Below are 13,292 nucleotides of genomic sequence, written 5' to 3'. Positions count from 1 at the left end.
TTTATGTGTTCAAAGCAGTATCAATGATATTAAATATATACCATATTACCTGAGAATGTATGAAATTGTATATCAATGTTTGTAGGTTAGCGTAAGTCTAGAGTGAAAGGTCCTTGAAGGAAAATATCTCTGTTGCTTTAACAATGCAGAGAGACACTGACCATAAATCATAATAGAGGTAGTTATTAGCTAGTGAAGTACTAATGCCTTCATAGGCTAGTAGCATAAACCTTGTTTTATTCGAGGGGAAAGCTAAAGATTGTACTATTAATTGTTAATAAGCAAAAATAAAAAGCGCCGAATGGCGCTTTTTAGTGATTAAACCTTAGTGTTTATTTGTATAGCAAAATGCGGCCGACAGATTTATCTTTGCTCTGTCCTGTTACGCGAATTTTTAAGCCATAGTTTGGTATATTTCTACCTGCATCAGGAATATCATTACTGATGAATTGTACACTATCATCGAATACGGGATTACGTTTGGTGAAGTTATCTCGCATTGAAATACCATAGCGATCTTTTAAATCTAAGAACATCTTATCAGACTTATCAAGGCTAAATGTCGCATCATGGATTTGGTAGCGAGTCGATGCTGGTGAGTTATCGTCCCAAGTATTAGTATGACGATCGGCATCAACAACGCCTAAGAAACCATCTCCTGGGTGAATACCTACCCAGTTATCAGTATATTTATTATCAACATACCAAAGCAATAATCCTTCATTAAATGCCATGTTTTCTCCAGCAACATTGATGTGTGCTAGACCTGCATCTTCTGCTTGGTGTGTGCGCCATTCAGCTAAATAATAATGTTCACTGTAACTAACACCTTTATCAGCAGTATAACCTAGCAAATAGAATGGTTCATTGTCTGCATCGTCTGCATTTGCTTGCGCTAATGCACCTGCATCTGTTTCGACAGCAAAATCATCGACATAAAGACCTGGGTTAGCAACATAACCATCGGTTTCATAGAGGAAGTATAAAGTAATGGTATCACCGACAAAGGCAGATAAATCAAATTCAGCATCAATCCAACCATTGGAGTTACCTGTAATGGCATTACCACGGTTTTGACCATACGGGTTTGTGTCTGTGGTAATATTGCCTGGAAGGAAACCTAGGAAGTTACCTGCTGAATCAAAAGCATAAACATAAGCGTAATCCCAATCGGTTTCTATATCATACCAAGCCTTAAATTTAGCAGTGGCAGTTGTTGCATTTGTTAAATCAACAGGGATAATCATACGATTGAATAACTCGTTTCCGCTACCACTAAAGTAAGCATATTCACCGCTGGTAGGCGTTGTTACTAGGGTTTCTTTATCAGGTAAGTTGATGCGGATCGCATCGTTGTTCATACCTTTGCTTACAGCTTGGTCCAATAAACCTGTGACACCATCAGCGGTAATATCATCAATATTTACTGTTGCGCCATGTAACCAATTACCACCCATGCTATTTTGCAAAAATTCTTTTGCCCAAGCACTAAATCCTGTTGGTTCTGTACCACCTAAGCGACCAGCCCAGCTACCACTAGACATAATCGACCATGAAGATACTGGTTCGCCACGACCTGAGTATTGGGTATCATACTCATCAGGTAAACCAAGATCATGACCGTACTCATGGCTAACTACACCAACAGCGCTATCAGCGGGTTGCACGGTGTAATCAAAAGCGCCCATAGCGCCGAGTCCCAACATGTCAGTATCTGTTGTTGTTCCTGGGATAGCAAAAGGTGAACCTAAGTTCCAGCGATGCGCCCAAATGGCATCCTCTCCTAATTGGCCGCCACCAGCTTCTTCACCAACACTTGAGTGGAATACCATCACATGATCAACTAATCCGTCTGGCTCCCAATAGTCGCCATCACCATCTAAGTCATATCGATCTTCAATATCAAAATCGCTTAAGTCAACATTTGGATCAGCTGCTGCTGCAGCTAATGCTTCACGGATCAAGCTACGAATATCACCATCAGTATTGTTACCATAATATGCCGCTGGTTTTTCAGCCATGTACCAACCCGCGACGCTACCTTCAACGGAGTAACTACCACCAGATTGCGCTTCGTAATACATTCTCATGGAATTGGCATGATGGCCGTTAGGTGCAACCCATGCTTCATCGCCAAATAATAACTCTGCATAATGCTCTTTGGTATAATCTTCATAATACATGCCTGTTTCACCTGGCTCGATTGAATTATGAGGAAAATCTGGAAACTCCATTAATACCGCGAGAACTTTTGCTGTACGCTTTTCACCATTGTAAGATTCTAGTACTAAATTGTCGGGCGCACTTTTTTTGGCTTTGCCAAGTTTATTACCTTTGCCATTTTGTAATGATTGGGTTAATGAATTTGCTTGACCATTTTTGAGTTTCGCAGCAAACGACATGTCCATTGGACCAGCTTTTTTACGTTCGTGCTCTTGTCTAGTTCTTAAATATTGATGTAATGCCTCTTCTGCGTCATTAAGTGAAGCGTTAGCGGAAATTTTACCTGACTTTTTCAGCATTTCGATCAGCTTATGCTCATCGGCTATTGCCATATCGAAAGCACCACTTTGGCTATTGCTTGGTAGGTTAGTAGCACTGACAGCGCCAGTTATACCCATAAAAGCTAATGCAAGTGGAATCCTTTTACTATTAAACATCTGAACTCCTGAAGTATCTTGTTGTTATATTTGTTGTTATCTGCCTGTTTAAATTAATTTTGTAGAACATAAAATAAACAGGATTGCAACAGTCTATTAACAAAGGGAGGATGGTTCAATAGCTTCTTTATTAAAATTTAATCTTTTGACTCTATGTCTTTGATTGAAAAGTTTAATTAAGGTCGTTATTTTTGTACTTTTGTTTTTATGGTGAATATGTCATCGTGGTGAAAGTTTTTCATTATCCATAAAAAATACATAGATTATGTTGTTTAATTTCAATCTCTTTTCGCAATTAAATCGATTGGCACTAGTGTTATTTGTTGCCTGTATCGGTGTTGCTTTATATGTGCACTATCAAGTTGAGAAAACATGGTTAGAGCAATCTTATGTGTATCATGTCTATGAAAATGCTCAGGGTGAGCAAGTGTACAAGTTTAAAGGGCAGGAAGTATTGATAGGGGAAACGGTTCCCTATCATTTATCACCTTTAAACCAACAGCAATTAGATAAACTTGATAAGGCACCTGCCATTAGTCAGCAATGGGTCGTAGATCAACAGCAACAAATTAAGCTATTAAAACCAGCATTTCATTATGGTGCTTGGTCACTTTTACCTGCAGCACTAACGATTTGTTTGTGTTTAATTACTAGAGAGCCATTAACGGCATTGTTTGGTGGGATTGTCGTTGGTGCGTTGATGCTAGGAAATTTTGACTTAACTGATAGTGTGATCATTCCCAACTTGGCCACGGAAGGGGCGGTAGGGCTACTGTTATTATATTTGTGGCTATTAGGTGGGTTATTAGGGATCTGGTCAAAAACAGGTGCTGCCCAAGCGTTTGCTCATCATATGACCACTCATTATGTCAAAGGGCCTCGCTCGGCTAAATTGGTGTCTTGGTTTATGGGGATTTTATTTTTCCAAGGTGGCACTATGAGTACAGTATTAGTCGGCACTACAGTGAGGCCACTTGCGGATAAAGCCAAAGTCAGTCATGAAGAGATGAGTTATATTGTGGATTCTACCGCATCTCCAATTGCAGCAGTGATTGCTTTTAATGCTTGGCCAGCTTATATTCAGGCTCTTTTGTTTGTACCTGGCGTGGCATTTTTAGCCACAGAAGCCGATCGACTGGCATTTTTCTTTGCTAGTGTGCCTTTTAGCTTTTACGGTATTTTTGCGGTACTCGGCACTTTGCTACTGAGTTTAAATATCACCCGTTTTTCAGGAAAAAGAATTCGTCAGGCAAGAGAACGTGCGTTAACCACAGGACAATTAGATGCGCCTAATGCTAAACCGTTAAGCGCAAAAGAATTGCAAAAATGTGACGTTCCTCATGGTTATCACCCTCATTATCTGGAATTTGTCTTACCCCTGATCACTCTAGTGGTCACTGCTATCGCGACATTTTTTGTTTTTGATTCACCGAAAATTAATTGGGCTTTTGGCGCAGCATTGATTTTGTCAGCATTGATCGCTTTAGCTAAAGGCATGAGCTTAATGGACCTTATTGATGGGTTTGGTAATGGTTTAAAGGGGGTTGTTGTCGCTTCTGTTATTTTGATGCTAGCAGTTATCGTTGGCACTATTAGTAAAGAAATTGGCGGGGGGCTGTATCTGGTTGCTCTGCTTGGCGAACAACTTCCCTTTTGGGCACTGCCCGTGCTACTACAATTGATCACTATGGTGATCGCGTTTTCTACAGGCACTAGTTGGGGAACCTATGCAATTGCATTTCCATTAGCGATGCCGCTGGCTTGGTCGGTAGCTCAACTACAGGGGGTAGCTAACCCCGAGCTATTTATGATGGTTTGTTTTGCTACCGTGTTAAATGGTAGTGTTTATGGCGATCAATGTTCGCCCATTTCAGACACCACTATCTTGAGCTCGATGACCACCGGATGCGATCTAATGGATCATGTAAAATCGCAAATAGTACCGGCAACTTATGCGGCAATCTGTGCAGCGAGTTTATGGACGTTAACAGTAATATTCTTTGCTTAGTCAAAGACTAACTAAATTTATATTGATTTTTCGCTATAATTGCCGATAAAAGTTGTAACCGTAGTCATAAAAGGCTAAATATAGAATGAGTCTTAGTATAAAAAGAGTATTTAATTGGATAGTTTAAACTTACATACTAAAGATCAATGGATTGAGTTTATTGCCCAGCAAGAATTGCCAGCGTTAACTTCTACCGCTCGTTTACTAGAAAAGTTTGAAAACGACGATGTCTCCTCTTTACCTAAACTAAGTCGGGCCATCTTACATGATCAAGCATTATCATCATGTGTGATCAAAGTGGCTAATAGCACTAACCGCATCGGGGTGACCAATGTAACAACAGTATCACGAGCAACGGTTGTTTTAGGCATACAAACAGTTAAAAATATTTGTTTAACTTCGAAAATTATTGATGGTTTATTAAAAAATGAACAATTAGGCGTTTCTGTTTATAACCGCATCAAAAAGTTAATGGCACGCTCTTTTTACGCGGGTCAGTTGGCTAAGATGATGGTGCCTGAATATAATGATGATATTCAAGAAGAGCTTTATCTGGCGAGTATGCTACATAGTGTTGGAGAAACTGCATTTTGGGGTATCGATGATAAATTAAATGAAGAACTGTTGAAATACATTCATTTACCTGAACAGCAATATGACAAAAAATGTGAAGAATTGCTGGGAATAACCTTTGATGAATTGAGTGTGGGATTAGCTAGAAAATGGAAGTTAGGTGATTTGCTTGTTACGTCATTTGACCAGCCAGAGCTTAGAACAAAAGAGATGCAAGTGGTTAGCTTGGCGACAAAATTGAGCCAATATATAGACACTCCACCAAGTTCGATTGAAAAATTTGAGCGTGTCATTAAAGAAGTTGCCGCATTGATGAAAATCAACGAGCGTAAACTGCGTTATCAAATTGAGTTGACTCGTGAACGCTCCATCAAGTTACTTAAGTCTTATGGGGCTTCGGTACTGATCGATTATTTAAAGCCCATTCCAACCTTGGGGGATTTTAATGCTCAACACCAGCTTGAAACAACAGCGAATGCGCCGAGCAGGGAGTCTATTCAACTTGAAGTTATTCAACATTTAACGCAGTTGTGTGTGACCAGTGTTGATATCAATGAATTTTTACAAACCTGCTTAATGGGTATCGCACAAACCCTCGCGTTTGAAAGAAACTGTTTCTTGTTTTTGTCCAAAGATAAATCTAACGTCAGTTGTCGTTTTTCTTATAACGATTTGGTGGTGAAAGAACAATTTAGTTTTTCAACGGATATCAAGTTAAGCAATAATGTTTTTAGGCATGCCCTTGCGAGCAATGCTCCTGTCATTATTAATGCTAAAAAGAACCATGAAATCTTAGATTTGATCACCAAAGATATTGATAATATGCTTAGTGGTAATTTTTTTATTACCGCTCCGGTGTCAATTAATAATAAATGTATCGGTTTTATTTGTGGTATTAAAAACAAAGCTCGAGGTGATATTTCAGCGCAGGAAGTATCAATATTTCAGCTGTTGGTACAACAACTGAATATGTGTTTATCCATTGTAAGTCAGCGTAAGCAATAAAGTCATCTGATTGGTTAACAGTGAGCTATGGGCTTAGGTAACCTATGTTTGTTAGGTGATGTTCGTTAAAGGTATTGACAACATCACCAATAACAATAAGCGTTGGCGGTTTGATATTATGCTGTTCAACAGTAGCTGCTAATGTCGATAAGTTGGCACGGTAAACTTGTTGTTCTGGTGTCGTGCCTTTATGGATCAGAGCAGCAGGGGTGCTGGCTGAACGTCCCGCTTTTATCAGTTGCTCGGTGATAATAGGTAAACTTTTTATGCCCATGTAAAAAACAACGGTTTGTTTTTTGTCATTAAGCGTTTGCCATGGAAGATCTAATTCGCCACTGTCTTTGACATGTCCGGTAATAAAACTACAACTTTGTGAAACTTGCCGGTGAGTCAATGGGATCCCTACATAGCTTGTGCATGCAGAAGCAGCAGTCATTCCAGGGACAATATGACAGGCAACACCATTATTTAATAGATGTAACGCTTCTTCTCCACCACGGCCAAAGACAAAAGGATCACCACCTTTTAGTCTGACTACTTTTTTATTCAGTTTGGCGTGTTCAACTAATAACTGGTTGATTCCTTCTTGAGGTACGCGATGTTGTGCTTGTTTTTTGCCGACATATATTCTCTCAGCTGCTCCAGGTACAAGCGACATGATGGCTTTACTGACTAAACGATCATAAATGACGATGTCAGCTTGTTGAATAAAACGGTAGGCCTGTAAGGTTAATAGATCTGGATCGCCAGGACCTGTGCCAACAAGAGCGACTTCGCCTTGTATAAATGCTTGTTTACTTTGATTAACGGGGTACATACTCGCGGATACTGCAACAAATAACTACCTAGTATAGTAAAGGGTAGCAATGCGTTTATCCATGTAATTTATGCAGATAGTTAGATGGTTTTTATCTTAGTTATTATTTGCATTCTCTTCTTTAACCAACTTAACTTTGAAATATTGATGTAATTATTTTGTTTCAATGCCTGTCTAATCTAGGTATTAGAAAATTCGGAACTACAGATGAACTCAATTGTTAAACCTTATTTGTTACGTGCATCATTATTTGCAGGACTTGCCATTATTATGGGGTTAGTGCTGTCATTTTTCGTTTACCATTCTACAGTGAAAGTTAAACAATATGCCGTCGATTTAGTGGAATATCGTATTCCGATACTGACCAGTATTAATGAGTTAATGGCTGATTTAAGTGAACAAGAGCGTATTATCTATGAATTTTATCGTTCACAAAATAATGACGTGTTTCTATCTGACTCTGAAGCGGTTAAGCAAACCTTTGCTATGCATTTTAGGGTGATCCAAGCACAAGAAAGATTTACTGAACAAGCAAAGATCATTGCACAAGGGCAGCAAAAAATTAGCGAACTGTTTCAAGAGTTTTATCATGCCATGCAGCTAAATATTGATAATTGGGATGAAATGCGAACGATTTTGCAGGCTATATCAAAAGTGCGACGTGATTTATTACCGACATTACAGTTTATTGAGCAACAAACCCAAGCGACAGTGGAAGAAGGGCATGAAAAAACCTTAATGCAAATGGCTATCGCCCACTGGATAGTCATCGCATACAGTGTTGTTATTGTCTTCGTTGCGGGTCTCGTTTCTTGGTATATTCGACAATACATGTTAGCGCAGGCAAAAAATACTCGTTTAGCGTTATTTTCCCAACAAAACCCTAACCCGATTCTTAGTGTCGATCACCTTGGAGAAGTGACTTATGCTAATCCTGCTTGTGGGAAGTTACTCAACTCCGTTAGTTTAGATCCTAAAAAACCTCAATTATTGTTGCCTCAACATTTTTTATCTTATCGCGAAGAGCTTATCGAGCGTAGTGATCATAGCTTAGTGATTGAGCAAGCCTTAGTTGATCGCATTTTGCAAATTAGCCTTTATTGGCATCAAGCAATAGATGCCTATGATATTCATGTCAGGGATGTGACTGAACATCGATTAGCTGAGATAGAAGTGAATAAGCTGGCATTTACTCACCAAGAGACTCAACTTCCGAATCAATATCGCCTAAGGGAAAAGTTAGCGGAACTAATTGATGAGCAAATTCATTTTTCATTAGGCGTGGTTGCTATACGCCACTTTGATGAGAAAGTGAATAGCCTTGGTGGTGAAGTTGTGTTATCGCTTGTGCAAGAATTTACCCGTGTGGTTGTTAACAGGTTACCTCAAAGTGTTGAGTTATTTCATATTAGTGATAATGAGTTTGCCTTATTATGTACTGAATCGATAAGCACGCTGCAACTGCAAAAGTTAGTAAAGCGTATTGCTATTGATGAAATTCAGGCATTGGCGACGCCATATGGTGATTTTTTTGTGGCATGTGATTTTGGCTTTGTGCTCTATCCAGAGCATGGTGATGAGTATAATAGTTTGTTAAAAAATGCACATATAGCTTTATCTTTGGCCAGTAAGAGCGAACATGAGAATTATGTGTTATTTCAAACAAGGTTTGCCGAAAGGGTTCAGGAAAGTGCGCAACTTATTGATAAATTACGTCATGCTATAGCTAATCAGGAATTGTTTTTAGTATTTCAGCCGCAGTTGGCACTGAATAAGCAAGCCATCATGGGCGTTGAAACCTTAGTTCGATGGCGCCATCAGGAGAGTATTGTTTCACCAGCAGAGTTTATTCCCCTTGCCGAAACCTCTGGATTAATTGTGCCTATTGGTCAATGGATATTAGAACAAGCATGTCTATTTGCTAAGTCACTGGTAGATAAAGGTTATGTCGATCTTGTTGTGGCGGTAAATGTTTCCCCTCGTCAGTTTTCACACCCACAGTTTTCTCAAACCATTAAACAAGCACTGCAATTAAGCCAATTGCCCGCGAAAAATTTAGAATTGGAAATTACTGAAGGTGTTTTTATGCACCAAGAAAGTAACACTAAAGCGTTACTGCATCATCTTAAATCACTTGGCGTGAAGCTATCCATTGATGACTTTGGTACAGGCTATTCATCATTATCGTATTTAAAAGAATTTCCAATTGATAAGCTGAAAATTGATCAATCTTTCATTAGAGATTGTCACCAAAATGAGGATGATAGAGCGATAGTGAATACGATTGTCAGTTTAGGTAAAAACCTTGGTCTATCTATCATTGCTGAAGGAGTAGAAGAAAAGCAACACGTAGATTTTTTAGCGTCATTAGCTTGTGACGAAATTCAGGGCTACTGGTTTAGTCGACCTTTACCGTCTGAGCAATTATTGAGTTTTTTAAAAGAACACCAAGAAAAACAGCAACAAAAAAGGTATGCAGAATAAACTACATACCTTATGTTCAGGACGAACGGTATGCTGCGGTTACATGGACGTAAAGGAGCAGCGATGTTCATACTTCATACTGCGGTTACATGGATGTAAAGGAGCAGCGATGTTCGTACTTCATGCTGCGGTTACATGGATGTAAAGGAGCAGCGATGTTCATACTTCATGCTGCGGTTACATGGATGTAAGGGAGCAGCGATGTTCATACTTCATGCTGCGGTTACACGGATGTAAGGGAGCAGCGATGTTCAATTTGCAAAAAGTAAATTATTTACTTAAAGCATCGCCTAAATGAGGGCGAATATCTGTTAATACTTCTTTTAACAAGCGTGAGCTACAGGCAACAATGTTACCTGATTTACTGTGATTATGGCCGCCGGTAAAGTCAGTCACTAGTCCACCTGCTTCAATAACCATTAATTCACCAGCAGCAGTATCCCATGGTTTTAAACCAATTTCGAAAAAACCATCAACTCTGCCCGCAGCCACGTAAGCTAAATCAAGTGCAGCAGAACCTGCACGACGCATATCTGATGTTTTAGTAAATAAGGCTTGGAAGATATTCATGTAGGCATTCATATGCTGTTTTTGCTTAAACGGAAAGCCTGTGGCTAAAATTGCACCTGTTAATTCTTTGTTCTGTTTTACGCGAATTCTAAAACCGTTTAGTTGCGCACCTTTACCACGGCTAGCAGTAAAGAGTTCACCACGGATTGGGTCATAAATAACTGCTTGGTCTAACTTGCCTTTTACTTTTAGGGCAATTGAAACGGCAAAATGAGGAATGCCTTTAACAAAATTGGTGGTGCCATCAAGGGGATCAATAATCCATTGGTAGTCGCTATCCGTTCCTTCAGAAATGCCGGTTTCTTCACCTACGATAGAGTGCTCTGGATAAGATTTGCGGATTGTGTCAACAATGGCTTGTTCGGCCGCAATATCAACGTTTGTAACAAAATCATTTGTGCCTTTTGTTTCTATTTCAATTTTATCTGCTTGTTCAAACGCACGAACAATCACATTACCTGCGGTACGCGCAGCGCGCACAGCAATGTTTAGCATCGGATGCATACTATCACCTTAATAATTACCAATTTTGTAAAAGAACGACAACTAATCCCCCCACTCGGAAATTAGCGGCGCGCACTATAACAAAAAATTAATCAAAACGCTAGAAGTGTAGCAGAGCATCAGTTAAGTAATGGTTATTTATTAGCCATTTTAAACATAACGTTAAGATCACTTATAAATTTACGCACTAATTCATATTGATATGCACTAGCAAAAATGAATTTATTGGATGATATTTTCTTGGTTCAGAGGTAAAGTTTTTTATGTTAATATTATCGCAATTTTTAGCCATCCAGACCGTTAATTGCTGCGAAATACTGGTTATGTTTAAAACCGTCGCGCTATTAACATCATCATGAGAAATTAGGTAATGTTAGATTCTGTTCGTATTGTGTTAGTGAACACCTCCGATTGTCGAAATATTGGTTCTGCTGCTAGAGCAATGAAAACAATGGGGTTAAGTCAGCTCATCTTGGTTGACCCTATTGAAATGCCCAATGGGCAAGCGCAAGCACTTGCTGCAGGCGCAACTGACGTATTGGCTGGAGCAAAAGTCGTTTCAACACTTGAAGAAGCCGTGAGTGATTGCGGTTTAGTCATCGGCACTAGCGCACGCTCTCGTACTTTACCTTGGCCGATGTTAGATCCAAGAGAAAGTGGTGAGAAGTTAATTAAAGAAGTGAGTGATTATCCTGTCGCACTTGTTTTTGGTCGTGAAAGTAGTGGCTTGACGAATGAAGAGCTACAGTTATGTCACTTTCATGTACAAATTCCTGCGAACCCTGAATATAGTTCACTCAATTTGGCGATGGCAGTGCAAACGTTAAGTTATGAAGTAAGAATGGCGTTTCTTGCTGAGCAACAAGGTGAACAGCAAAATAAAATTGCGGAAAAAGATAGTAAGCAAGATGAACAAATATACCCTTTGGTTGATGAAACCGAACGTATGTTTGAGCACTTTGAGCAAGCATTAAAAGCAACTGGGTTTATTGTACCGAGTCACCCCGGTTTAGTGATGACAAAATTAAGACGTTTTATTAATCGCGCAAGACCCGACAGTAAAGAAGTTAAAATGTGGCGTGGTATGCTTTCATCAGTTGAAAAAGCCGCTAAGCGACAAAATTCATAAATGTTAAATAAATTAAGGAAGTAGTTATTATGTTTAGTCGTATCAAAGAAGATATTAAAAGTGTCTTTGAGCGAGATCCTGCAGCCCGCACCACTTTTGAGGTATTAACCAATTACCCAGGGATGCATGCGATTTGGATCCATCGACTAAGTCATAAGCTATGGAAAGCCAATTGGCAATTATTAGCCCGAATGCTATCTACGTTTTCTCGCTGGCTCACGGGGGTGGAGATACATCCTGGCGCTAAACTAGGCAGACGTTTTTTTATTGATCATGGCATGGGTGTTGTTATTGGTGAAACAGCAGAAATTGGTAATGATGTGACTATTTATCATGGTGTCACGCTTGGTGGGGTGAGTTGGAACGGCGGTAAACGTCATCCCACCTTAGAAGATAATGTAGTAATTGGTGCAGGTGCACAAGTGCTTGGTCCTATTACTGTAGGACAAGGCGGTAAAGTGGGTTCTAACTCTGTTGTCGTTAAAGATGTACCAAAAAATGCCACTGCAGTAGGTATTCCAGGGCGCATCGTTAATGAAAAAGCAGAAGACTCCGAAGTGAAAAAGCGTCAAGCGGCGGCGAAAAAGTTTGGTTTTGATGCCTACGCACTTTCACCTGATAATCCTGATCCTGTTGCAAAAGCCATAGGGCGTTTACTTGATCATATGCACCTGATGGATGACAAGGTGGCCAGTTTATGTAAGGAAGTAAATCAACTGGGTGGTGAAGTTTGTCAGGAAGCGTTACCTGAGTTGAGGGTCGGCGAATTTGTCGAAGATGAGAAAGCTGCGGCTGAACGTCGACAATCTCATGTTGAATCATTTGATCCTGAAATTTAGCTTGTTTTAGTCATATTGATTCAAATAAATACTTTATTTTCAATGATTAACCAATACCTGAGTAAAATACTCAAGTACTGGTTGAGTTTTTACTCCAAATACTCTAGAATACTTGACTATAATACTCGGGTATTAATTTGACTATTTTGTAGGGTTATGTAAAATTGCGCAGCGATTTCACAGGGGTAAACAATGAAACTTACATCAAAAGGGCGTTATGCCGTAACAGCTATGCTTGATGTTGCAATTCATGCGGCAACAGGTCCTGTGTCCTTGGCTGATATTTCTGAACGCCAAGGAATATCGTTATCTTATCTTGAACAGTTATTTTCTCGTTTACGTAAACACGGTTTAGTGACTAGTATCCGAGGCCCAGGTGGAGGCTATCGGCTAGGTAAGTGCTCAGCCCAAATCGCTGTAGCTGATGTCATTGGCGCCGTAGATGAAAGTGTTAACGCGACCAAATGTGGCGGCTCTGGTGATTGCCAGGGTGGACACCAATGCTTAACACATTCGTTATGGTCTGATTTGAGCCAGCGTATTGAAGAATTTTTACAGGGCATTTCTTTGTCAGAGCTCGTTGAACAAAGAAATGTCAAAAAGGTTTCTAAACGACAGGACGAACAACAGCGTCTAGATTCAAAGCACTCGTTAGAAACATTAATTGCAACGACAAATATAGTGCATGACTGTTAGCGCAGTG

At 39.7% G+C, this 13,292-nt stretch carries 9 protein-coding genes; 6 read left to right on the top strand and 3 right to left on the bottom strand.

What is annotated here, in order from left to right:
• Window positions 1–332 precede the first annotated feature (332 nt).
• Window positions 333–2,660, bottom strand: a complete 2,328-nt coding sequence (locus IV514_RS07270; RefSeq protein ID WP_206484294.1) for an immune inhibitor A domain-containing protein — start codon at window positions 2,658–2,660, stop codon at window positions 333–335.
• A 313-nt stretch (window positions 2,661–2,973) separates the two neighbouring features.
• On the opposite strand from IV514_RS07270, the gene IV514_RS07265 reads away from it, so the two are divergent.
• Together IV514_RS07265 and IV514_RS07260 are read left to right on the top strand one after the other, a co-directional pair.
• A complete protein-coding gene (locus IV514_RS07265) occupies window positions 2,974–4,668 on the top strand; it encodes a Na+/H+ antiporter NhaC family protein (RefSeq protein ID WP_346776919.1) in 1,695 nt (564 codons plus the stop codon).
• 114 nt (window positions 4,669–4,782) lie between these two features.
• A complete protein-coding gene (locus IV514_RS07260) occupies window positions 4,783–6,246 on the top strand; it encodes an HDOD domain-containing protein (protein ID WP_206484292.1) in 1,464 nt (487 codons plus the stop codon).
• A gap of 25 nt (window positions 6,247–6,271) precedes the next feature.
• Here IV514_RS07260 and cobA read toward each other — a convergent pair whose 3' ends face one another.
• Window positions 6,272–7,063: a uroporphyrinogen-III C-methyltransferase gene (gene cobA, locus IV514_RS07255; protein WP_206484291.1), complete on the bottom strand. Its 792-nt coding sequence runs from the start codon at window positions 7,061–7,063 to the stop codon at window positions 6,272–6,274.
• A 207-nt stretch (window positions 7,064–7,270) separates the two neighbouring features.
• Here cobA and IV514_RS07250 point away from each other — a divergent pair, with 207 nt between their 5' ends.
• Window positions 7,271–9,547 carry a GGDEF domain-containing phosphodiesterase gene (locus IV514_RS07250; protein WP_206484290.1) on the top strand — a complete coding sequence of 759 codons (2,277 nt, stop codon included), beginning with the start codon at window positions 7,271–7,273 and terminating at the stop codon, window positions 9,545–9,547.
• Between the two features lie 270 nt (window positions 9,548–9,817).
• Here IV514_RS07250 and suhB read toward each other — a convergent pair whose 3' ends face one another.
• A complete protein-coding gene (suhB, locus tag IV514_RS07245) occupies window positions 9,818–10,621 on the bottom strand; it encodes an inositol-1-monophosphatase (protein ID WP_206484289.1) in 804 nt (267 codons plus the stop codon).
• 370 nt (window positions 10,622–10,991) lie between these two features.
• On the opposite strand from suhB, the gene trmJ reads away from it, so the two are divergent.
• The 3 genes from trmJ (at window position 10,992) to iscR (ending at window position 13,285) form a co-directional block, all read left to right on the top strand.
• Window positions 10,992–11,750, top strand: coding sequence for a tRNA (cytosine(32)/uridine(32)-2'-O)-methyltransferase TrmJ (trmJ, locus tag IV514_RS07240; RefSeq protein ID WP_206484288.1), 759 nt, complete (start codon window positions 10,992–10,994; stop codon window positions 11,748–11,750).
• 29 nt (window positions 11,751–11,779) lie between these two features.
• Window positions 11,780–12,589: a serine O-acetyltransferase gene (gene cysE, locus IV514_RS07235; RefSeq protein ID WP_206484287.1), complete on the top strand. Its 810-nt coding sequence runs from the start codon at window positions 11,780–11,782 to the stop codon at window positions 12,587–12,589.
• Window positions 12,590–12,781: 192 nt separating this feature from the next.
• Entirely contained in the window at window positions 12,782–13,285 is a 504-nt protein-coding gene (iscR, locus tag IV514_RS07230; protein ID WP_206484286.1) for a Fe-S cluster assembly transcriptional regulator IscR, read from the top strand.
• The last annotated feature ends 7 nt before the right edge of the window (window positions 13,286–13,292 follow it).

Source organism: Thalassotalea sp. G2M2-11, assembly GCF_017168195.1.
Taxonomy (GTDB): Bacteria; Pseudomonadota; Gammaproteobacteria; order Enterobacterales; family Alteromonadaceae; genus Thalassotalea_E.
This window is presented reverse-complemented; position numbering and strand designations above follow the sequence as displayed.

Excerpts from the sequence above, each read along its gene's own strand:
- IV514_RS07270 (WP_206484294.1), bottom strand. The coding sequence starts at position 2,660 with ATGTTTAATAGTAAAAGGATTCCACTTGCATTAGCTTTTATGGGTATA.
- cobA (WP_206484291.1), bottom strand. The coding sequence starts at position 7,063 with ATGTACCCCGTTAATCAAAGTAAACAAGCATTTATACAAGGCGAAGTC.
- IV514_RS07250 (WP_206484290.1), top strand. The coding sequence starts at position 7,271 with ATGAACTCAATTGTTAAACCTTATTTGTTACGTGCATCATTATTTGCA.
- suhB (WP_206484289.1), bottom strand. The coding sequence starts at position 10,621 with ATGCATCCGATGCTAAACATTGCTGTGCGCGCTGCGCGTACCGCAGGT.
- trmJ (WP_206484288.1), top strand. The coding sequence starts at position 10,992 with ATGTTAGATTCTGTTCGTATTGTGTTAGTGAACACCTCCGATTGTCGA.
- cysE (WP_206484287.1), top strand. The coding sequence starts at position 11,780 with ATGTTTAGTCGTATCAAAGAAGATATTAAAAGTGTCTTTGAGCGAGAT.
- iscR (WP_206484286.1), top strand. The coding sequence starts at position 12,782 with ATGAAACTTACATCAAAAGGGCGTTATGCCGTAACAGCTATGCTTGAT.